Raw genomic sequence first — 19,757 nt, 5'->3', positions numbered from 1 at the left:
AAATTTGCGTCGAATGTTGCACGACGTGCCGTTTTCGTGTGGCGCGATTGCCACAAATGGGCCGGTTAAAACGGCCCGTGCCACCGTTCGCCTGTCTGCTCAAGCCGATTCCCGAGTTCTCCCCAAAAGAAGTAGGGTCCGGGGTCGGTTTTGCGCGTCGGCGCAATGTGGCAGTGGCCGGCGACGTCGGTGAGGGTTGGAAAGCGGCGCCTCAGCCACAGCAGGAGCATAACGAGCCGCTCGTACTGGCGGACAGCAAACGGGGTAAAGTCATCCCCTTCGAGCTCGATGCCGATCGCAAAGTCGTTGCACCGCGCCCGCCCCCGCCAACTCGAGACGCCCGCGTGCCACGCGCGCCGCTCTGGGGGGACAAATTCGACCGTCTCGCCGTCGCGCCGAATGAGGTAGTGGGCCGAGACCCGCATGTCAGCGATCGTGCGGAAAAAGGGGTGGCGCGCCGCGTCGAGCGTACCGAGGAAGAAGCGCTCGATCGCGTCGCCCGCGAAGCGCCCCGGTGGCAGGCTGATCGCATGGATCACCACCAGGGTGATCGCCACCCCTTCCGGCCGCTCGTCAGCGTGGGGCGAGATGAGGCGGCGATCGATCGGGTCGTTGGGGGGCGACTGCTGGCCCATGCTGCAGTCGCCTACCCCTCGCCGCGCAACCAGCGGGCGATGAGGTGCGGTGCCGAGGGGAAGTACCAGTGGACGTAGCTCGCGATGAGCGACCCCACCCGGTAGACCTCCTCGCCGGGCGCGCCACGCGCCTCATGAGGCGGGTTGCGCTCCGTCACGCGCCAGGGGGGAGCAGGAGCCGCCGCCCAGCGCGAATAGTGGAAGGTGTGGCCCGTGACCACCCCTTCGGGGGTCACGAGCCGCATCCCGCCGAGCGCGGCGAGGCGCTTCCCGAGCACGACGCGCCCAGAGAGGAGCCCCGCCATCGGATAGATGCTCCCGTCGGGGAGTTCCAGCTCTTCGGCCAACGCGACCATCCCGCCGCATTCGGCAAGGATCGGCACCCCTGCGGCGTAGGCCGCTTGGAGCGACGCGCGAAAGCGCGCCGCCTGCGCCAGCTCCGCGGCGTAGTGCTCCGGGTAGCCGCCGGGGAGCCAGACTGCGGTGGCTTCTGGCGGAACCGCTTCGTCAGCAACCGGCGAAAAGGGAAGCAGCGTCGCCCCCATCGCAGTCAAAGCCTCGCGATTCGCGGGGTAGAGAAAGGAGAAGGCGCGGTCGTGCGCGACCGCAATCCGTCTCCCGGAGAGGAGCGGTGGGAAGGTTGGCGGGGAAGCGGGGGGAAACGCGACGGTCGGCCACGGCGCGGCCGCGACCCACGGGAGGATCGCGTCGGCAAGCGCATCGAGCCGGGCGCTCAGGTCGGCGATCTCCGCCGCCTGGTAGAGCCCGAGGTGGCGTTCAGGCAACACCGCTTCCGCGCGTTTCGGGAGCGCACCGACAAAGGCGAGCCCCGCGGGGAGCTGCTCGGTGAGCATCGCGACGTGCCGTTCGCCCGCGACCCGGTTCGCGACCACCCCCCAGACGTTAAGTTCCGGGTCGAAGGTCGCAAGCCCGTGGGCGATTGCGGCAAAGGTCTGCGCCATCTTTCCCGCGTCGATCAAAAGGAGCACCGGCAGCCCCAAGAGCTTCGCAAGCGCTGCAGCCGACGGCGTCCCGTCGAAGAGCCCCATCACCCCCTCGACGAGCACCACGTCGGCGTCATTCGCCGCACGCGCGAGCCGCCACTCGGCGTCTTCGCGGCCACACATCGCGAGATCGAGATTCTCCACCGGCGCGCCACACGCCACCTCGAGCACCATCGGGTCGAGAAAGTCGGGACCACACTTGAAGAGGCGCACCCGCCGCCCGAGCTTGCGGTGGGCGCGCGCGAGCGCCGCAGTGACGATCGTCTTCCCCTGCCCTGAGGAGGGGGCGGCGATGAGCGACGCGATCAAAACTCGACCCCCGGCGTCGCCGCAACGCCCGCCTGAAAAGCGTGCTTGACGCACTGCATCTCGGTCACCGTGTCGGCGAGCGCGATCAGCTCGGGCGGCGCCCCCCGTCCGGTCACGACGACGTGCTGGTGGCGCGGGCGGGCCGCGATCGCGGCGCAGACCCGGTCGAGGGGGAGATAGCGGTACTTGAGGACGATGTTGAGCTCATCGAGGACGACCAGGTCGACGGCCGGGTCGGCCAACGCCGCTGCCGCGTGGCGCCACCCTGCCTCAGCCGCGGCGGTATCGCGCGCACGGCTCTGCGTCTCCCAGGTGAACCCCTCGCCGCTCACATACCAGCGGAGGTTGGGATGGGTGCGGAAGAAGGACTCTTCGCCGGTGTCGCTTCGCCCTTTGACAAACTGAACCACCACCGCCCGCAGCCCATGGCCCAACGCGCGGGCCAAGAGGCCAAAGGCGGCGGTCGATTTTCCCTTACCGGGGCCGGTGTGGACGAGGAGCACCCCGCGCGCCTCACGCGCCGCGGCGATCCGCGCGTCGACGACCGCCTTTTTCCGCGCCATGCGGGCGCGGTGGCGCTCCTCAATTGCGCTGTTGTCGGGCTCCGGTGGTAGCGTTTCGAGGGGTGCTTCGGGCGTCACGGGCGATTTTCTGCTAAGGAGAATCGTCCGTGATGGTACCACGCCGCCGCGAGAGCAACCGCGAAACGGTCTCCACCTGCACCCCAACCACCGCGGCGATGTCGCGCAGCCGCGGCCATGGTGCGCGCGGCGCCGCCTGCGTCAAAAGGGCGAGGAACTGCTCCAACCGCTTCTCGGCCGACCCCGAACGGAGCAGCGCGACCTCCTGCGTCCGCTCCACCTGCCGCCAGTAAAGGGAGGTGTCGCTCGGCGGGCGATCCCAACGCACCAGGAGCACAGAGGTGAGGGCCACCGCGTCAAACGCATACGCACCCAAGAGCTGCGCCTCGACGCCGATCAGATCTCCCCCGTAGGCGAGCATCACGAAGCGCTCCGCATCGCTCACCCCCTCCTCTTCGGGGCGAAAGAGGGCGACGAGCCCCCTCTCGACCCGCCAGGTGGAGCCCGAAGCGTGCGCGTGGAGGAGCACCCGTCCTCGGTCGGCGACGATTTGCGCCGCGTCGCGTCCGTGCAGCCGACTCTCCGCGCTGATCGTGTCCCGTTCGTCGGATAGCGGAACGCCGCCCAGCAGCCACTCAATGGTGAGATCCATGGCCGTGCCCCCCAGACTGCATCGACCCCCCCATGTTGCCCAACGCCCGCGCCTCGGCCTCCACCGGCACCTCAATCCGCTTCCCGTCGGCGGTGGTGAAGAATAGCGTCATCGTCACCTTCTGCCCGGCGTGGATCGGTTGCGGCAGATCGATCAGCATCACATGGTAGCCGCCCGGTTTGAGTTCGGCGGTCTCACCCGCCTGGATCGGCAACCCCTTCGCGAGCGCGCGCATCTCCATCCGGTCGCCCACCATCTTCATCTCGTGGATCTCGACCACCTTGGCCGCCGGCGTCGTGCCGCCGACGAGCGTCACCGCCTCATGCGCCGTGATGCGCATGAAAGCACCAGTCGCCTGCTGCCCCGGGACCGTGGCGCGGACCCAAGGGTCGGCGATCGTCACTGCCTGGGCGTGCGCGCTTCCCGCCGCAACGGCAAAAAGGGCGGCAACAGCGAAGCCAGAGGTTTTCCAAAGAAGTGTTTTCGTAGCGATCTTGTTCATGGTCGTTTCCTTTCGCGTTAGGTTCACAGGACCGGCGCTACCGGGCGCCAAGTCGCTCATTTCCAGCGATACCCCTTCAGGGGCGTTTCAACCCTACTCTTTACTCCGTCTCGGCCAGTAACCGGGCGACATCGGCCGCAAAGGGTTCTGCGGCCATCGCGTGGGGGACTGCAAGGCGGAGCCGCCCCTGCGGGTCATAGACGAAGGTGGTTGCTGTGTGGTCCATCGTGTAGCTGCTTCCCGTCGGCACTTTACGGTAGTACACGCGAAACGCCTTCGCGGTGCGTTCGAGCGTTGCCGCGTCAGGCGGAATCAAGCCGACGAAGGAGGGGTCAAACGCCGCAAGGTAAGCGCGCACGACCTCGGGCGTGTCGCGCTCCGGGTCGACGGTGACAAAGAGGACGCGAAAACGCTCCCCCTTCTCCCCGAGGAGCCGCTTCACCTCGACCGCACGGGAGAGGGCCGTGGGGCAGACATCGGGGCACTGGATGAACCCGAAGTAGAGCCCGACCACCTCGCCGCGGAAATCGGCGAGCGTCCGCACCCGCCCTTCAGTGTCAGGTAGGGCGAAGTCGCGTCCATAGTCAGCACCCGTGATCTCCTGCGCGTGAAAAGGGGGGCTCTTTTCGCAACCTGTGAGCACCGCCGCCGCGATCACTGCGAACAGCGCAGCAATGCGGGCAAAAAAACCGCTTCCCTGCAACATTTATCCCTCCTGGATGATCGACCCACAGCAATGGCAAAGCGATCAACAGGGAGGGGCACGGACCGGTGGGAGGAGCGAGAGATGAAGTGGCGTGTTGGATTGCGCCGGAAGAGCAACAGGCGCAACGGAAATCGTGCGCACGGCCTCGTCCACCGTCACCGTTGGCACCAGCCCAGGATGGGTGGCGGCAAAGAGGCAATAGCCGCACGCCGCAAGCGAATCGGCAGAGCCCCAGTGTTCAGCCCCGTGACGTGAGGCGTTCGGAGAACTGGTCAGGGGGAAGCTGACTGGGGCGAAACAAACGTCAGCGTCTCGCCCGGCAGCTTCAACCTGCCAGGAGATCAGGGGAAAGAGGGCGGTGAGCAGCCACCACAAGGCTACGGCGGCAGCCGTCGTTCGCGTGCGCATGAAAACAGTATATCTCACGAATTGATCAAGCGTCACCGCTAGGATAGCCCTTGTTGCGGCCATTTTCCTTGATATGGATCAAAAGCGAGTTGACTCCTGTCAATTGACGCTTCCAGGTCAGTTCGTGAGAATCCCCGGAAGTTTTTCCGTGGAGTCCCATCATGCCCCAGTGGTCCCAAAGCACCTGCCGTTACCCCGTGCCGCCGTCGCGCGTGGCGCTTGCGGTGGCGCTCGCAACCTCCTCTTTTGCTGCGCTCGGCCAGACCCTTCCCGAGATCACCGTCACCGCCGACCGCCCCGCCGGCTCGTTCCTCTCAAGCGAGGAGATCGCGCGACTGCGGCGCGCCCATCAAGATCTCGTCTCGATCCTCACCGAAACGCCCGGTGTCTCGGCGTTGGCCGGTGGCACGATCTCGACGCTGCCGGTGATCCGGGGCCTCGCGGACGAGCGGTTGCGCGTATCGATCGACGGCGCCGACCTCACCGCGACCTGCCCCAACCACATGAATACGCCGCTCTCCTATGCCCCAAGCGCGGCGGTGGAGTCGGTGGCGATCTACCCCAGCGTCACCCCGGTCTCGGTCGGCGGGGACGCGGTGGGCGGTGCAGTCGTCGTCGAAACGCGCAAAGCGCCGTTTGCTCCCACAGGCGAAACGATCAAAGGGGGCGAGTTCGCAACCTTCTACCGCAATAACGGCAACGGCAAGAGCGGCGAATGGGGCGCGTTCTACGGCACGGATGCGTTTGCTGCCCAATACCTGGGAAGCATCGCGCAGAGCGACAACTACCGCGCTGGCGGCGCGTTCAAGAACTACACCTTCACCGGCCGCCCGGGCCATACGCTCCCCACTGACGAAGTGGGCTCCACCGCCTACCTCGTGCGCAACCACGCCGTCGATTTCGGCTGGCGGCGCGGCGAGCACGAGCTCCATTTGGCGCTCGCCTACCAGAAGCAGCCCTATCAGCTCTACCCCAACCAGCGGATGGATCTCTTGGACAACGAAGAGAAGCGCGGCACCCTCACCTACACCGGCCGCTTCGCGTGGGGGGAACTCGAGGCGGTCGCCTACGCCGAGTCGGTCGACCACTACATGGATTTCGGCGCCGACAAGCGCTACTGGTACGGGAGTGCTTCTGGCGGACCCACTGCGGTCAATGGTAGCCCATGTTCGCCGCTTGGGCCCACGTGCGCTGCTGGGATGCCGATGTATGCGTCGAGTGACACCTACGGAGTCAAGGTCAAAACCACCGTGCCGGTGAGCACTACTGCGACGGTACGGGTGGGGGGCGAGTGGAACCGCTACACCCTCGACGACTGGTGGCCGCCTTCCGGGGGAGGGATGTGGCCCAACACCTTCTGGAACATCAAGAACGGCGAGCGGACGCGCACCGCGGCGTTCGCCGAATGGGAGCAGGCGCTCACCCACCGCTGGCAAACCGAGCTCGGCGTGCGTTTCGAGCGGGTGGCGACGAGCGCCGACCCGGTTCAAGGGTACGCCAACACCAACGGCGTTGCACCGATGTTCAACTACCAGCTGCGCGACAGCACCGCGTTCAACGCGGGCGACCGCAGCCAGCGCGACAACAACTGGAACCTGGTGTGGCGCAACACCTGGAAGCTCGACGCACAGTGGCAAGCAGGGCTCGACCTTGCGCGCCAGGTCCGTTCGCCGAGCCTCTACGAGCGCTACCCGTGGAGCACCTGGCAGATGGCGGCGCTGATGAACAACTTCGTCGGCGACGGCAACGGCTACATCGGCAACCCCGCGTTGAAACCCGAGAAAGCCTACACCGCCGCCGCGCGGCTGCGCTGGCAGCAAGCGGCAGCGGGCGGCTGGCAGGTGGAGTGGCGCCCCTACTATACGGTGATCGACGACTACATCGACGCCGTGCAGTGGGACGCGGCGGCCAACGCGCCGCGGGCCACCCCGCTCACCAACCGGTTCACCGTGCTGAAGTATGTCAACCAGAAGGCGAAGCTCTACGGGCATGAACTGACCGTCAACGGCCCGGTTGCGGAGAACAGCTGGGGTCGCTGGCGGCTTGGGGCGACGCTGGCGTGCAGCCGCGGCAGCAACGAAAAGACGGGCGACAACCTCTACGGCTTGATGCCGCGCAACGTGAAACTGCGGCTCACCCAGGAGCAGGGCTCGTGGTCGCAACAGCTGATCGTCGAAGGGGTCGAGCAAAAATCGCGGGTGAATCGGATGCGCAACGAGATCCCCACCTCGGGCTACGCGCTCGTCCACTGGGCTGGCAGCTGGCAGTGGCGCAAAGAGGCGACGTTCCTCTTTGGCGTCGACAACCTCTTTGATCGCTCCTATGAACTCCCGCTTGCCGGGGCGTACGTCGGCCAAGGGACGACGATGACCAACCCGCAGCTCCCCAACTACCCGCAGTGGGGAACGGCCGTCCCGGGGCCGGGCCGGACCGTCTGGGCCGGGTTACGCGTTCGTTTCTAGACGAGCCGTGCTAACCTTGCCGTGATGGATCGATGGACTCGCCGACAACAAAGCGTAGGCGCAATAGGTGCACTCCTCTGCGGGATGGGCGCTGTCGTCGCGCTGGCGACGGCAGTGGCCCAGCCCATTCCTGTTGCCCAACTCGCCGCGCCGCGCACGATAACTCTCTCGTGGGTAGCACTGCCGCCCGCAGCCGAAGCAGCAGCCCCGAGCGTAGCTCGAGGGGAAGAGGCGCGGCCTGTCCCCCCCGTTGAAGCGGCGCCTGAGCGCGATGAACCGGCGCGAGAAATCGCCGAACCGGTGCCTGAGCGTGAAGAACCGCTGCGAGCGGTCGCTGAAATGTCGCCTCCCGTCGCTCCTGCACCCTCAACCCCGCCCGAACCGGCTCTTCACACCGCAGAGCGGTCAGTCGCTTCAGAACCACAACAAAGCGCCCCGCCGCCCAAACCGCCTCGCCGCCCCGCCCCTTCCCGGCCGCGCACCGAACCGCCTCGCGAAGCTCCCGCTGCTCGAGCGGTGGCGGCGCATGACGCACCGAGCGATCGACCGGCCTCCCCCGCAAGCAAAGCCCCCAAAGTGGACCCCGCGCCGGAGCCACCTCAAGCTGCGCCTTCACTTCTTGCCGCAGCCTCCCCGCTCCCCGCAGCGCCGGTCCCCTCCCCGCTCACTACTGCCCCCTCTCCCGACCAACCCCTCTCCGTCTTCTGCAGCCACCGCCCGCCGCCCGACTACCCGCCGGTTGCGCGGCGGCTCGGGGAGGAGGGGACGGTGGTTGTCCTGGTGACGGTGAACGGCGACGGAACGATCGCTGCAGCCGAGCAGGACAAAGCGCAAACGACTGCGCGCCATCCGCTCCTTGTGCGCGCAGCGCTCGAGGTGGTGAAAAGTTGGCGCTGTTCGCTGCCTCCCGAGTGGCGCACTCGGCAGGTAGTCGTCCGCCAGCCGTTCCGATTCCAGCTCCAATAGAGGACAATAGCCCCGTAAAGGTTTTCCGCGATGACACCCCTGTTCAACCTCTCCCCGCATTCCTCTTTTTTCGCGCGCCTCGATCCTGTGGGGTGGAGCGTTCTTCTGCTCCTCGCTGCGCTTTTTGCCGGAATGCTCGCCGTCGTCGGCGCACGGATGTGGCTCGCGCTACGCCAACGGCCGCTCATTCGCGCGTTTCGCGCCGCCTTTGCCGAGGTGAGCGACGGCGCGGAACTCGCGCCTCTTGCGCGCACACCTGAAGCGCAGCGCCACCCCTTTGGGCGCCTTGCGGCGTGCGCGGTGGTTTCACTCGACCGCCCCGGCGTGGGTGACCCTGCCCACCGCGCCGAGCGCCTCTACCGCGCCCTCCAGAACCAGCTCGAACGAGAGGTCGCGGAGCGCGAGTGGGGGTTGACGCTCCTCGCGACTGCGGCGAATACTGCCCCCTACATCGGGCTCTTTGGGACCGTCTGGAGCATCTACCACGCGTTGGCGGCGATCGCGCAATCGGGCGAAGCGACGCTCGCTGCCGTCGCCGGACCCGTTGGGGAGGCGCTCATCATGACCGCGATCGGCCTTGCCGTCGCGATCCCTGCTGCGATCGCCCACAACCTCTTCGCGCGCAGCAACCGCCTCGTCGTCCCCGAATATGAGGCGTTCGCCCACGAGTGCTACCTGCTGCTTACCCTCGACGCCCCTTCCGCCGACCCGCAGACGACAACCGCACGGTAACCCCTATGGCCCGCCCGCCGTTTCTCGCTGTCAAGAGCCGCCACACTCCCCCGCCGACGATCAACGTCGTGCCGCTTGTCGACGTCCTCCTGGTGCTGCTGGTGATTCTGCTCGTCACCGCGCCGACGCTCCTCCACGCGGTGCGGACAGACCTCCCCCGCGCCACCTCCTCGCCGCAGACGGCCGCGCGCGACGCGGTGACCCTGACGCTCCTTCCCGACGGGCAGTTGCTCTGGAACAGTGACCCGATCGACCGCACCGAGCTGTTGCGGCGCCTGGAACCCCTTGCCGCGGCCGGAAGCGACGCCCCTCCGGTGCTTCTCGCCGTCCACCGCGCGGTCCCCTTTGAAAGCGCGGCGCAGCTAATGGTCACCTTGACGCAGGCGGGGATCACCCACGCCCGTTTTCTCCTCGAGCCCGCGCCGTATTGACACGCAGGTTGAGATTCTCGATAATCGCCCTTGCGTGTGGCGTTCGCGGCACACTGCCGCATGGGAAGTCCGGTGCAAATCCGGCGCAGCCCCCGCTACTGTAAGCCCGACTGACACGGCACCAGGTCACTGAAGCGCTGCTTTGGGAAGACGCCGTGCGCAGGATGACGGCAAGCCAGGAGACCGACGCACACGCGATAACCCCTCTGTGCCGCGGGGTGTCGGCAAGCGGGGGCTGAGCCGTAGGTGTCGCTCCTTCGTCTTGGTCCCGTTCCGCTCGCCGCAATTCCCCCAACGCACCGTTCATCACCACCAACTCGGAGGAATTGGCGATGCATATCGAACCTGGACTGCTGACTGGAGCCAAAATGGCGCTCTCTTACGGCACCGGCATCATCGCATTGGGCGCTGCGGTGAAAGCGGCCGCTGATGCCCTTCGCGCCGCAAGCGCAGCGGTGCCGCTGAACCTGAGTGGCCGCCTTCTCCGCCTCTTCATCCGCTCGGCGAGCGCCTTTGCGGTCGCCTTTGCGGCGTTTGAGATCCTACCCCACCCGCCAGTCGGGGTCTCCGAAGTCCATCTGATCCTCGGCAGCACCCTCTTTCTCCTCTTTGGCTTAGCCCCCGCCGCAATCGGGCTCGCGTTGGCGCTCCTCGTTCAAGGGCTCTTTTTCGCCCCAAGCGACCTTCCCCAATACTTTGCCAACGTGACCACCCTTTTGGCGCCGCTCTTTGCCGTTGCCGCAGTTGCGAAGCGGACGATCGCGCCCGATACCCCCTACACGGAACTCCGCTACCGCGACGTCTTCCGCCTCTCGCTCACCTTCCAGGGGGGTGTCGTCCTCTGGGTCGCCTTCTGGGCGTTCCTCGGGTTGGGTGCCGAGGCGGGGGCTGAGATCGCCACCTTTGGCGCGGCCTACCTCGCGGTACTCGTCATCGAACCGGCGCTCGACTTGGCGCTGCTTGCCGCGGCGAAGCAGGCACGCGCGTGGATCGGCGACGATACCCTGTTTACCGCTCGCCTCACCCGCGCTGCGTAATGGCGGTCGATTTGGCGCGATGACGACCACCGCCCCCCACCCGACCGCAACCGCCCCGTGCGGCACCGTCTGGTTTGTCGGCGCTGGGCCCGGAGACCCCGAACTGATCACCGTCAAGGGGCAGCGGCTCCTTGCGGAAGCAGGGGCGGTCCTCTACGCCGGCTCGCTCGTCGATGAGGCGGTGGCGCGGTATGCCCCCCCGCACGCCGAGATCGCCGACTCCAAAGGGATGACGCTTGAGGAGATCGCTGAATGGCTCACCACCCGAGCGCACCGCCACGCGACGGTGGTGCGGTTGCAGACCGGGGATCCCACGCTCTACGGTGCGCTCACCGAGATGGCGCGGCTCCTTGATCGCGCTGCGGTCCCATGGCGGGTCGTCCCCGGAGTCTCCTCGGCCTTTGCCGCAGCTGCCGCAGCGGGCGAATCGCTCACCCTCCCCGAGGTGACCCAGACGGTGATCCTCACCCGCGCCGAGGGGCGGACACCGATGCCCGATGGGGAGACGCTCGAAGCGCTCGCGGCCCACCACGCCACCGTCTGCCTCTTCCTCTCGATCACCCTGACGCGCGAGGTGGAGCGGGCGTTCCTCGCCGCAGGCTGGCAACCTGAGAGCCCCGTGCTCGTCGTTCAGAAGGCGTCGTGGCCCGAGGAGCGGATCGTGCGCACGACCCTTGCGGAGCTTTCAAGCGCCTGCCGCGCCGCGAAGATCGTCTCGCAGGCGATGATCATCCTCTCCCCGGCGCTTGGGGCGCGTGAGTGGCTGGATGCACCACGCAGCAAACTCTACGACCCCACCTTCACCCACCGCTTTCGCCGCGCAACCCGTCCCTCACCCCCAACGGGAGAGAGCTAATGCCCCATCACCCCGTGATGCTCATCGTCGGACACGGCTCACGCCACCCCGAAGGCAACGCCGAGGTGGAGCGCTTTGCCGCGGAGGCGCGCGCACGCCACCCCGACCGGACGATCCTCACCTGCTTCATCGAATTCGCCGACCTCCTTCTTGCCGAGGGGCTCGACCGCGCAGCGGCAGCCGCCCGGAGCGTCGCTCAGCAGCGACCCGAAGTCGTCGTCGTTCCCCTGATCATCAACGCCGCGGGTCACGTCAAAATGGAGATCCCCGCGGCGATCGACGCGGCGGCAGCCCACCACCCCGACGTCACCTTCACCCTGGTCCCCCAGATCGGCACCGGCGATGAGCTCATGCGCGCCCTCACCGGCGAGTTGCGCGCTGCGATGCGGCGGCTGGCGATGCCCGACCCGACGACGACGGGGGTGATTCTCCTCGGCCGCGGCTCGAGCGACCCGGGGGCGAACGCAGAACTGGCGAAAGTGGCGCGGTTGCTCTATGAGACGACCGACCACGAGCTCGTCGACCTCGCCTTCACGGGCGTCACCTACCCGCGGCTCGAGCGGGTCGCGCAGCGGCTCGTGACGCTCGGGGCGACGCAGATCGTCGTTCTGCCCGTCTATCTCTTCACCGGCGTCTTGATCGAACGGATCCGCGCCCAGGTCGCGCGGCTTGAGCGGCAATACCCAACGGTCGCGTGGGCGCTGGGAGGCATCCTTGGCTTTCGCCCCGAGATCACCGGCTGGTTCGACGCGCTCGTCTCCGCCCCACAAGAGCAGTTGCCGACGCTCGCGTGCGTCGGATGCAAGTACCGTGCCTGGGCGCTCGACGCTGGCTTGGGGCACCACCATGAGCATGGCGGACACGACCATCACCACGACCACCACGGTCACGGTCACCCCGACCCCCACGGGCAGCCCCCTCACAACCATCACGATCACGACCACCGTGCGCATTCCTCCCCACATAACCCTGCTCTAAACGGCACCCCTGTGACCCACTGGGAGACGCAGCAGTGACCGAAACCCCAACGCCCCCTCGCGTCACCGAGCAACTCACCGCTGCCGGCGCAGCGATCGAGCACGAATCGTTCGCGATCATCGACCGAGAGGTCGGCAACCACCCCTACTCCCCCGACGAGTGGCCCGTCGTGCGCCGGATGATCCACGCGAGCGCCGACTTCGAGATGAACGGGCTCGTGCAGTTCCACCCCGACGCTGTTGCCGCGGCCGTAGCAGCGATTCGGCGGGGTGCGCCGATCGTCGTCGACGTCGAGATGATCCGCGTCGGCCTCTCGCGGCCGCGCCTCGCCCATTTCGGGATCACCGTCTACGAATTCATCTCCGATCCCGAGGTGATCGCCGCTGCGAAAGCGGCGAACACCACCCGCGCGGTGATGGCGATGCGCCGCGCGGCAGAAGAGGGGCTCATGAACGGGTCGATCGTTGCAATCGGCAACGCCCCGACGGCGCTCCTTGAGGTGGTGCGCCTGATCGCTGAGGGCAAAGCGCAGCCAGCAGTAGTGTTGGGCATGCCAGTCGGCTTCGTCTCTGCCGCCGAATCGAAAGAGGCGCTGATTGCCGCCGGGAAGGCCCCGTGGATCGTGGTGCGCGGCCGCAAAGGGGGGTCGACGCTGGTGGTCGCGGCACTCCACGCGCTGATGGCGCTTGCCGAGTGATCCCACGGGAACAGGCAAGAGGATGAGCGCGGAGAACCACGCCGTCGCCCCGCGGGAGCGCCGCGCCCACCGGGGACGGACCGGATTTACCACCGGCGCATGCGCCGCTGCGGCCGCCCGCGCCGCAACGATCGGGCTGATCACCGGCGAGATCCCCGCAGAGGTGGAGACGAAGCTCCCTAACGGCCAACGGGTGGTCTTCGCTGTAACCGAACGCGCGCTTGGGCCCAGCAGCGCCACAGCTGTCGTGATCAAAGACGCCGGCGACGACCCCGACGTCACCGACAAGGCCCGGATCACCGCAACCGTCGCGTGGGTAGCCCACCCTGGGCTCTTTCTCGCCGCCGGCGAAGGGGTCGGGACGATCACCCGTCCAGGAATCGGCCTTCCCGTCGGGGAACCGGCGATCAACCCGGTCCCGCGGCAGAATCTCTTCGAGAACCTCTGCGAAGTGCTCGCGCCGGCCGCTCCCCTCTCCCCGGGATCACTCCTTATCCCCACGCCTAACGCCGTCTGCTATGCCGAGGTGCTTCCGGGGTGCGACCGCTTTGGCCTCGAGGTAACGATCTCGGTCCCTGGGGGCGAAGCGCTCGCGAAAAAGACGTTGAATCCGCGTCTTGGAATAATCGGCGGAATCTCGATCCTCGGGACCACTGGGATCGTTCGCCCCTACTCGACCGCGGCGTTTCGCGCGAGTGTCGTGCAGGCGATCGGTGCCGCCCGCGCCCAGGGGTGCGAAACGGTCGTCCTCACCACCGGGGGGCGGACCGAGAAAGCGATGATGGCGCTCTGGCCTGAATTGCCCGAGGCGGCGTTTGTCCAGATGGGCGACTTTGTCCGAACCGCGTTCGACGCGGCACGTAAGGAGGGGATCCGCCACGTAATCGTCGGCGCGATGGTCGGCAAACTCACCAAAATGGCGCAAGGGATGCCGGTGACCCACGCCGGCAAAGGGGAGGTCGACCGCACGCTCCTGGCGGAGTGCGCCCGCGCAGTCGGCGCGCCAGAGGCGCTCGTTGCCGAGATCGCGGCCGCGGAGACGGCCCGCTTTGCCGCCGAACGGTTGGCCGAGTTGGGGCTCGACGTCGCCTTTCACACTGCGCTCGCGGCCCGCGCATGGCAGACGCTGAAGAGCAAATATTGGTCCGGGGCGAAACGGGCGCTCACGATCCAGACCGTCGACTTCGCCGGCAACCCCGTCGCCCGCGTTGCCGACGCTACCCCCCTTGCCCGCTTTTGGCCGCAACAGGAGATTCTCACTCGATGAGCCTCACGATCCTCGGCTGGCTCCCCGGCGAGCTGCTCCTCCCAGCCGCGATCGACGCGCTTCGCCGCGCCACTCTGATTTTCGCCGCGAAAAGCTTTGCCGAGCACGCCGCCACCCACGCGCCGCGCGCCGCGTTTCACCCCTTTGAGAGAATCCTCGCCGAACTCCCCGCGCGGTGCGCTGCGGCGCTCGCCGCCGGTGAAACGGTGGTCGTTGCCGCTACGGGCGACCCCCTCTTTCACGGCATCGCCGCGGGGCTCGTCACGGCGCTCGGGCCAGAACAGGTGACGATCGTACCGGAGCGGAGCACGGTGCAACTTGCGTGCGCGCGCTTCGCGCTCCCGTGGCACGACGCGACGCTCGTCTCGGCGCACGGCAGGGTCACGGAACCGTGGTCGTGGGCGAACGCCCCGCACCATCCGCTCCGCCCGATCCTCGCGGCGGCCGCGCAGGGCAGACCGCTCATCGTCGCCCTCACCGCGCCTCAGGCGGGAGGGAGTGAGATCGCCGCAGCGCTCCTCGCGCTTGGGCTAAGCGACGCCGACTACCGGATCCACGTCGCCGCACGGCTCGGCATGGCCGACGAGGCTCTCTTTCGCGACCTCACGCTCTCGTCCGCCGCCGCTGCCTCCTTTCCCCACCCCCACATTGCGCTCCTTACCCGGCAAGCCGACGCTGGAGGGAAAGACGCCCTCCCGACGACAGACACCCCCCAGACATTGGAAGCGCCCCAGACATTGGAATCGCCCCCCCTCGCCCACCCGCTCCCCCTCTTTGGCCTACCCGACGACGCCTACCTCCAGCGCCAACCCGAAAAGGGGCTGATCACGAAGCGCGAGGTGCGGGTGGTGGCGCTTGCGGAACTCGCGCTCACCCCTGACGCCACCGTCTGGGACATCGGCGCGGGATCGGGGAGTGTTGGGCTCGAGGCGGGGCGCGTCGCCCCGAACGGCGCAGTGTGGGCCTTTGAGAAGAACGAAGCCGACGTCGCGATCGCGCTCAAGAACGCGCGGCGGCTGCGGGCGTGGAACTGGACGATCCGGCAGACCAAAGCCCCCGAGGGGCTTGAGGAGGCCCCCGACCCCGACGCCATCTTCATCGGCGGCTCGGGGGGCGAGCTCGCCGAGCTCCTTGCCACCTGCTGGCAGCGGCTCAAACCGGGCGGGCGGCTCGTCGCCAACTTCGTCACGATCGAAAACCTTGCGACCGCCACCGCCACCCTGAGCGCCCTCAACGCGCCGTGGCGGGCGACGCAACTCTGGGCGGCGCGCAGCAAACCGATCCTTTCGATGCACCGCTTCGCCGCCGAAAACCCGGTCTGGCTCGTCACCGCGACGAAGGAGGGTCCCGCATGAGCACCCCGTCCAATACATCTCCCCCTCTGGCTGCAGCTGCTCCACCCTTCGGGACGCTCTATGGGGTTTCGCTGGGCCCCGGTGACCCGGAGTGGATCACCCGTGGTGCGTGGCGCATCCTCACCGGTCCGGCGCGTTGGGCTTACCCGGTGCGCAAAATCGGCGGGGAGTCGGTAGCGCTCGCGATCGCCTACGCTGCGGGACTTGCGACCCCCGACGACGCGCTCGAACTCCACTTCCCGATGAGCCACGACCCCTTGATCCTCACCCGCGCCTGGAGTCGCGCGGCCGAGGCGCTCCTGCCGACACTCCACGCCGGACGCGACGTCGCCGTGCTCGTCGAAGGGGATGCGTCGACCTACGCCACCTTCCAGTACCTTGCCGCAGCGGTCCAGGAGCGCGAACCGCGCGTGCGCGTCGTTACGCTCCCGGGAGTCAATAGCTTCGCCGCCGCAGCGGCACGCGCCGGGGTTGCACTCGCCGCGCAAGAGGAGCGGATCGCGATCCTCCCCGCAAACTACGGGCTGCCACTCGTCGAAGCGGTCCTGCCCCACTTCGAAACGGTGATCCTCCTCAAGGTCAAACCCCTCTGGTCAGCGCTGGTCGCGTGGCTTCAGGAGCGCGCGCTCCTTGCCCACGCGCTCCTTGCCGAGCGGGTCGGGCTCCCCGACGAGCGGCTGATCGCTGGCGAAGCGCTCGCGGCGACCGCCGACGCACCGCTCAGCTACCTCACGCTGCTGATCCTCAGAAACCCCCACGCGACGCCCATCGCGGAGCGGATCCGCGGCTGTCGCAAGAGAGCGCCATCGCCATGAATACCCCGAACGCCCCGCTGAACCCTGCAGGTACGCCGTCGCAATCCCTTCCCCCCGCCCAGTGGCAGACGGCGCGCAACGCCTTTCTCGCGCCCGCCTTTGTCGCGCTCACCCGCCACGGCGCACAGAGCGCGGCGCGGGCGCGCGCGGAGGTCGCCCCACACTCCCCCCTCTACCTCCCGGAGAAGTACGCCGACGCGCTCCCCCCAGAGGTACCGGTCACCCCCTACGCGGGCAAAACGGGTGAGGCGCTTGCCGCCCTGTGGCAGCGGCACGACGCCATCGTCGCTGTGGTCTCGCTCGGGGCGATGGTGCGGCTCATCGCGCCTCTCCTCGCCGACAAGAGCCGCGACCCTGCTGTGGTCGTCATCGACGACAGCGGCCGGTTCGTGATCCCGGTCCTCTCCGGCCACCTGGGAGGAGCGAACACCCTCGCGCAAGCGATCGCCGACGCGTTGGGCGCGACATGCGTTCTCACCACCGCCTCTGACAGCCAGAAGAGCCTCGCCGTCGACCTCCTCGGGCAAGAGCTCGGCTGGCGCTTTCGCGCCGACCACGACACGATCGTCAAGGCTTCCGCAGCGGTGGTCAATAGCGAACCGGTGCTCCTCTGGCAAACCGCCGACCTCAGCGCCGACTGGTGGTCGCGCCACGCGGGCGGCCGACAGGGGGTGCCGCTTCCGGCGAACCTCACCGTGCGTCGAGCGCGGCGCGACGAACCTTTTCCGCTTGCGGAGGCGCACAACATTCTTGCGCTCCTCTGGGTGAGCCGGACCGCGCCCCCCGCGGAGGTTGTCGCAGCTTTCCCCCAGCGGCTCGTCCACTACGCGCCGCCCGAGCGGATCGACCGCAGCCGGGTCGCGGTGGGCATCGGCTGCGACCGCGACACCCCCGCCGCGACGATCCTCGCGGCGCTCGACGCGGCGCTCGCTGCCCTCCCTGAACGCCCGACGATCGTCCATTGCGCGTCGATCACCATCAAGCGCGACGAACCGGGGTTACGCGAGGCCATGACCGCACTCCCCACCCGCCCGCGCCTCTCGTTCTATCCCCCGGAAGCGCTCCGGGCGCTACCTGTCCCCTCCCCCTCCGAGACCGTCCGGCGCTACACCGGCACCCCGTCAGTCGCCGAGGCTGCGGCGCTTCTCGCGGCAGGATGGACGGCGGAGCGAATCGCCGAGTACGACGGCTACCCGATGCTCGCCGTCGAGAAACAACGCCTGCGCGGGCCAGACGGCAAAAACGCGACGATTTCGCTTGCCTACCTCTACCAAGCCCCGAACGGAGAGATTGACCCATGACCGCACCTGGAACCCTCTTTCTCGTCGGCATCGGCCCCGGCCATGAAGCGCACATGACCGCAGCCGCACGCGCTGCGATCGCCGCGGCCGACATCGTGATCGGTTACGTCACCTACCTGCGGCTCGTCGCCGAGTTAACGGCGGGGAAAACGGTAATCAAAAAGGGGATGACCGAAGAGATCGACCGGGCGCAAGAGGCGATCCGTTACGCGCAAGAGGGGCATTCTGTTGCGCTCATCTCTTCCGGGGACGTCGGAATCTACGGGATGGCAGGCCCCACCTTTGAAGCGCTGCTCGCCAGCGGCTGGCGCCCTGACGATCCGCAGGCGATTCGCGTCGAGGTGGTTCCCGGGGTCACCGCCCTTTCGGCTGCGGCGGCACTCGTCGGGGCGCCGCTCACCCACGACTTCTGCGCGATCTCCCTCTCCGACCTCCTCACCCCCTGGCCTGTGATCGCCCGCCGGATTGCCGCCGCAGCCGCCGGCGACTTCGTGATCGCCCTCTACAACCCCAAATCGGGGCGGCGCACGCAGCAGATCGTCGAAGCGCAGTGGCTGCTTCTCGAGCACCGCGCCCCGACCACTCCAGTCGCGATCGTCAAATCGGCCTATCGCAAGCGGCAGCGAATCGAATGGACGACCCTTGCCGAGATGGCCGAGTGCGAAATCGGGATGCTCTCCACCGTGCTGATTGGCAACTCGACCACCTTCGTCGCCCAAGGCAAAATGGTCACCCCCCGCGGCTACGGTAACAAATACGATCTGGTACCCCGAACTCTTCTCCCGGGCGAACGGCCCGCCCATTCGCTCTCCGCGGGACTTGCCGGCACCATCGCCGCAGTGCAAGCCAGTCGCGAATCGGACGAGGCGCTCGCCGAGCAGCTGGCGCTCCCCGTCGCCTACGTGCGCCGCTTGCGGACACTCGAATGGCGTCCGGAACCTGCCACCGATGACGCAGACGCGGAGTAACTTCTTTACCCCAGAGGAGATTTCCGGGGTCTATCGCGCGATCACCACCCGTCGCGATGTCCGTGGCCAGTTCCTGCCAGACCCGATCCCCGAACCGCTCCTCATCCGGTTGCTCAACGCGGCCCACCACGCGCCATCGGTTGGATTCTCCCAGCCGTGGGAGTTCATTATCGTGCGCGATCCAACCACCAAGGCGCGGGTCTATCACGCCTTTTGCGAAGCCAACCGAGAAGCGGCGGCGCTTTTTTCTGGAGAACGGGGGAAACACTACCGTCAGCTCAAACTTGAGGGCATTCGCGAAGCGCCGATCAATCTGCTCGTTGCCTGCAACCGTCAGCGGGGTGGGCCGGTCGTGCTAGGGCGAACCCATCAGCGCAGCATGGATCTCTTCTCTTGTGTTTGCGCCATCCAGAATCTCTGGCTTGCGGCACGTGCTGAAGGGATCGGTGTCGGTTGGGTCAGTATCATCAGGCGTCGTGCGCTCCGCGAAATCTTCTCGCTTCCCCGCCATGTCGTCCCGATCGCCTATCTCTGCCTCGGTTGGGTGCGCGAATTCCTTGACGAACCGGAACTGCAACGGGTCGGCTGGGCGCAACGCGACCCCCTCGACGACCACCTCCACTGGGAGCACTTCGCTCCCCTCCGCCGTACGGTATCATCGACACCCCACACCGACAAGGAGAGACCCATGGCGCAACTCACTGAAGCAGAGGAGGAGCGCATTGCTACCCGGCTGCTCCCCAGCGGCTGGCGCGTGGACGGCGAGCGCCTCACCCGTACCTTCCTCTTTGCCGACTTCGTCCAGGCGTTTGGTTGGATGACTCAGGTGGCGTTGGTCGCCGAACGCCTCAACCACCACCCCGAATGGCGAAACGTCTGGAACCGTGTCGAGGTGGTCCTGACCACCCACGACGCCGGTGGGCTCACCGGGAAAGATGTCGCACTCGCCGAAGCGATGGAGCGTCTCGCCGAACCCTACCGCAAGAGTTGAGCCGAAAACACTTTAGGAGCGTGCGCGGAGGTGAGTACCGTAACCTCTTGTAATTCTACTTCGCTACCCAACGGGGAGCATCCCAAGAGAGGGGCGGTCCATCT

The 19,757-nt window shown here is 67.4% G+C and carries 21 protein-coding genes and 1 riboswitch; of the genes, 14 read left to right on the top strand and 7 right to left on the bottom strand.

Features of this window, described 5'->3' with window-relative positions; genetic code table 11:
- Positions 1-65 precede the first annotated feature (65 nt).
- The 7 genes from ampD to ACYQ6T_RS04635 all read right to left on the bottom strand — a co-directional run bounded on the left by ampD (position 66) and on the right by ACYQ6T_RS04635 (position 4,797).
- Entirely contained in the window at positions 66-635 is a 570-nt protein-coding gene (ampD, locus tag ACYQ6T_RS04665; protein WP_459828290.1) for a 1,6-anhydro-N-acetylmuramyl-L-alanine amidase AmpD, read from the bottom strand.
- 11 nt (positions 636-646) lie between these two features.
- Positions 647-2,002: a cobyrinic acid a,c-diamide synthase CobB gene (locus ACYQ6T_RS04660; RefSeq protein ID WP_459828287.1), complete on the bottom strand. Its 1,356-nt coding sequence runs from the start codon at positions 2,000-2,002 to the stop codon at positions 647-649.
- On the bottom strand, positions 1,945-2,589 hold the full coding sequence (gene cobO, locus ACYQ6T_RS04655) for a cob(I)yrinic acid a,c-diamide adenosyltransferase (protein WP_459828284.1): 645 nt from the start codon (positions 2,587-2,589) through the stop codon (positions 1,945-1,947). The genes ACYQ6T_RS04660 and cobO overlap by 58 nt, the downstream gene beginning before the upstream one ends.
- 13 nt (positions 2,590-2,602) lie before the next feature.
- Entirely contained in the window at positions 2,603-3,181 is a 579-nt protein-coding gene (locus ACYQ6T_RS04650) for a Crp/Fnr family transcriptional regulator (RefSeq protein ID WP_459828281.1), read from the bottom strand.
- The gene (locus ACYQ6T_RS04645; RefSeq protein ID WP_459828279.1) at positions 3,165-3,683 is read right to left on the bottom strand and encodes a copper chaperone PCu(A)C; all 519 of its coding nucleotides are present in this window, start codon (positions 3,681-3,683) and stop codon (positions 3,165-3,167) included. Before ACYQ6T_RS04645 ends, ACYQ6T_RS04650 begins: the two co-directional genes overlap by 17 nt.
- A gap of 100 nt (positions 3,684-3,783) precedes the next feature.
- Complete coding sequence (locus tag ACYQ6T_RS04640; RefSeq protein WP_459828276.1) at positions 3,784-4,389, bottom strand: SCO family protein; 606 nt, start codon at positions 4,387-4,389, stop codon at positions 3,784-3,786.
- Positions 4,390-4,431: 42 nt separating this feature from the next.
- Positions 4,432-4,797 carry a DUF2946 family protein gene (locus ACYQ6T_RS04635; RefSeq protein ID WP_459828273.1) on the bottom strand — a complete coding sequence of 122 codons (366 nt, stop codon included), beginning with the start codon at positions 4,795-4,797 and terminating at the stop codon, positions 4,432-4,434.
- Positions 4,798-4,958: 161 nt separating this feature from the next.
- Between ACYQ6T_RS04635 and ACYQ6T_RS04630 the strand changes: the two genes are divergently transcribed.
- The 14 genes from ACYQ6T_RS04630 (at position 4,959) to bluB (ending at position 19,653) form a co-directional block, all read left to right on the top strand.
- Positions 4,959-7,259 (top strand): TonB-dependent receptor plug domain-containing protein, encoded by a 2,301-nt coding sequence (locus ACYQ6T_RS04630; protein WP_459828270.1) that lies wholly within the window; start codon positions 4,959-4,961, stop codon positions 7,257-7,259.
- Between the two features lie 84 nt (positions 7,260-7,343).
- On the top strand, positions 7,344-8,225 hold the full coding sequence (locus ACYQ6T_RS04625) for an energy transducer TonB (protein WP_459828267.1): 882 nt from the start codon (positions 7,344-7,346) through the stop codon (positions 8,223-8,225).
- A 30-nt stretch (positions 8,226-8,255) separates the two neighbouring features.
- Complete coding sequence (locus ACYQ6T_RS04620; protein WP_459828264.1) at positions 8,256-8,957, top strand: MotA/TolQ/ExbB proton channel family protein; 702 nt, start codon at positions 8,256-8,258, stop codon at positions 8,955-8,957.
- A 5-nt stretch (positions 8,958-8,962) separates the two neighbouring features.
- Complete coding sequence (locus ACYQ6T_RS04615) at positions 8,963-9,388, top strand: ExbD/TolR family protein (RefSeq protein ID WP_459828261.1); 426 nt, start codon at positions 8,963-8,965, stop codon at positions 9,386-9,388.
- Between the two features lie 15 nt (positions 9,389-9,403).
- Positions 9,404-9,594, top strand: a riboswitch (cobalamin riboswitch).
- A 126-nt stretch (positions 9,595-9,720) separates the two neighbouring features.
- Positions 9,721-10,425 (top strand): energy-coupling factor ABC transporter permease, encoded by a 705-nt coding sequence (locus ACYQ6T_RS04610; RefSeq protein ID WP_459828258.1) that lies wholly within the window; start codon positions 9,721-9,723, stop codon positions 10,423-10,425.
- A gap of 19 nt (positions 10,426-10,444) precedes the next feature.
- Positions 10,445-11,281 carry a precorrin-4 C(11)-methyltransferase gene (gene cobM, locus ACYQ6T_RS04605; protein ID WP_459828256.1) on the top strand — a complete coding sequence of 279 codons (837 nt, stop codon included), beginning with the start codon at positions 10,445-10,447 and terminating at the stop codon, positions 11,279-11,281.
- On the top strand, positions 11,281-12,297 hold the full coding sequence (locus ACYQ6T_RS04600; RefSeq protein ID WP_459828253.1) for a sirohydrochlorin chelatase: 1,017 nt from the start codon (positions 11,281-11,283) through the stop codon (positions 12,295-12,297). Before cobM ends, ACYQ6T_RS04600 begins: the two co-directional genes overlap by 1 nt.
- Positions 12,294-12,956, top strand: coding sequence for a precorrin-8X methylmutase (locus ACYQ6T_RS04595; RefSeq protein ID WP_459828250.1), 663 nt, complete (start codon positions 12,294-12,296; stop codon positions 12,954-12,956). Before ACYQ6T_RS04600 ends, ACYQ6T_RS04595 begins: the two co-directional genes overlap by 4 nt.
- A gap of 22 nt (positions 12,957-12,978) precedes the next feature.
- Positions 12,979-14,223 (top strand): cobalt-precorrin-5B (C(1))-methyltransferase, encoded by a 1,245-nt coding sequence (locus ACYQ6T_RS04590; protein WP_459828248.1) that lies wholly within the window; start codon positions 12,979-12,981, stop codon positions 14,221-14,223.
- Entirely contained in the window at positions 14,220-15,578 is a 1,359-nt protein-coding gene (cbiE, locus tag ACYQ6T_RS04585) for a precorrin-6y C5,15-methyltransferase (decarboxylating) subunit CbiE (RefSeq protein WP_459828245.1), read from the top strand. Before ACYQ6T_RS04590 ends, cbiE begins: the two co-directional genes overlap by 4 nt.
- Positions 15,575-16,393, top strand: coding sequence for a precorrin-2 C(20)-methyltransferase (gene cobI / locus ACYQ6T_RS04580; protein ID WP_459828243.1), 819 nt, complete (start codon positions 15,575-15,577; stop codon positions 16,391-16,393). The genes cbiE and cobI overlap by 4 nt, the downstream gene beginning before the upstream one ends.
- The gene (locus ACYQ6T_RS04575; protein ID WP_459828240.1) at positions 16,390-17,694 is read left to right on the top strand and encodes a cobalt-precorrin 5A hydrolase; all 1,305 of its coding nucleotides are present in this window, start codon (positions 16,390-16,392) and stop codon (positions 17,692-17,694) included. The genes cobI and ACYQ6T_RS04575 overlap by 4 nt, the downstream gene beginning before the upstream one ends.
- Positions 17,691-18,662: a precorrin-3B C(17)-methyltransferase gene (gene cobJ, locus ACYQ6T_RS04570; protein ID WP_459828237.1), complete on the top strand. Its 972-nt coding sequence runs from the start codon at positions 17,691-17,693 to the stop codon at positions 18,660-18,662. Before ACYQ6T_RS04575 ends, cobJ begins: the two co-directional genes overlap by 4 nt.
- On the top strand, positions 18,643-19,653 hold the full coding sequence (gene bluB / locus ACYQ6T_RS04565; protein WP_459828234.1) for a 5,6-dimethylbenzimidazole synthase: 1,011 nt from the start codon (positions 18,643-18,645) through the stop codon (positions 19,651-19,653). Before cobJ ends, bluB begins: the two co-directional genes overlap by 20 nt.
- The last annotated feature ends 104 nt before the right edge of the window (positions 19,654-19,757 follow it).

Source organism: Hydrogenophilus islandicus (assembly GCF_054657095.1).
This window is presented reverse-complemented; position numbering and strand designations above follow the sequence as displayed.

Coding starts and splice junctions, on each gene's coding strand:
- cobI (WP_459828243.1), top strand. CDS start 15,575: ATGAGCACCCCGTCCAATACATCTCCCCCTCTGGCTGCAGCTGCTCCA.
- ACYQ6T_RS04575 (WP_459828240.1), top strand. CDS start 16,390: ATGAATACCCCGAACGCCCCGCTGAACCCTGCAGGTACGCCGTCGCAA.
- ACYQ6T_RS04625 (WP_459828267.1), top strand. CDS start 7,344: ATGGGCGCTGTCGTCGCGCTGGCGACGGCAGTGGCCCAGCCCATTCCT.
- cobM (WP_459828256.1), top strand. CDS start 10,445: ATGACGACCACCGCCCCCCACCCGACCGCAACCGCCCCGTGCGGCACC.
- ACYQ6T_RS04635 (WP_459828273.1), bottom strand. CDS start 4,797: ATGCGCACGCGAACGACGGCTGCCGCCGTAGCCTTGTGGTGGCTGCTC.
- ACYQ6T_RS04650 (WP_459828281.1), bottom strand. CDS start 3,181: ATGGATCTCACCATTGAGTGGCTGCTGGGCGGCGTTCCGCTATCCGAC.
- cbiE (WP_459828245.1), top strand. CDS start 14,220: ATGAGCCTCACGATCCTCGGCTGGCTCCCCGGCGAGCTGCTCCTCCCA.
- ACYQ6T_RS04640 (WP_459828276.1), bottom strand. CDS start 4,389: ATGTTGCAGGGAAGCGGTTTTTTTGCCCGCATTGCTGCGCTGTTCGCA.
- ACYQ6T_RS04630 (WP_459828270.1), top strand. CDS start 4,959: ATGCCCCAGTGGTCCCAAAGCACCTGCCGTTACCCCGTGCCGCCGTCG.
- ACYQ6T_RS04610 (WP_459828258.1), top strand. CDS start 9,721: ATGCATATCGAACCTGGACTGCTGACTGGAGCCAAAATGGCGCTCTCT.
- ACYQ6T_RS04645 (WP_459828279.1), bottom strand. CDS start 3,683: ATGAACAAGATCGCTACGAAAACACTTCTTTGGAAAACCTCTGGCTTC.
- ACYQ6T_RS04590 (WP_459828248.1), top strand. CDS start 12,979: ATGAGCGCGGAGAACCACGCCGTCGCCCCGCGGGAGCGCCGCGCCCAC.
- bluB (WP_459828234.1), top strand. CDS start 18,643: ATGACGCAGACGCGGAGTAACTTCTTTACCCCAGAGGAGATTTCCGGG.
- ACYQ6T_RS04600 (WP_459828253.1), top strand. CDS start 11,281: ATGCCCCATCACCCCGTGATGCTCATCGTCGGACACGGCTCACGCCAC.
- ampD (WP_459828290.1), bottom strand. CDS start 635: ATGGGCCAGCAGTCGCCCCCCAACGACCCGATCGATCGCCGCCTCATC.
- ACYQ6T_RS04620 (WP_459828264.1), top strand. CDS start 8,256: ATGACACCCCTGTTCAACCTCTCCCCGCATTCCTCTTTTTTCGCGCGC.
- cobJ (WP_459828237.1), top strand. CDS start 17,691: ATGACCGCACCTGGAACCCTCTTTCTCGTCGGCATCGGCCCCGGCCAT.
- ACYQ6T_RS04615 (WP_459828261.1), top strand. CDS start 8,963: ATGGCCCGCCCGCCGTTTCTCGCTGTCAAGAGCCGCCACACTCCCCCG.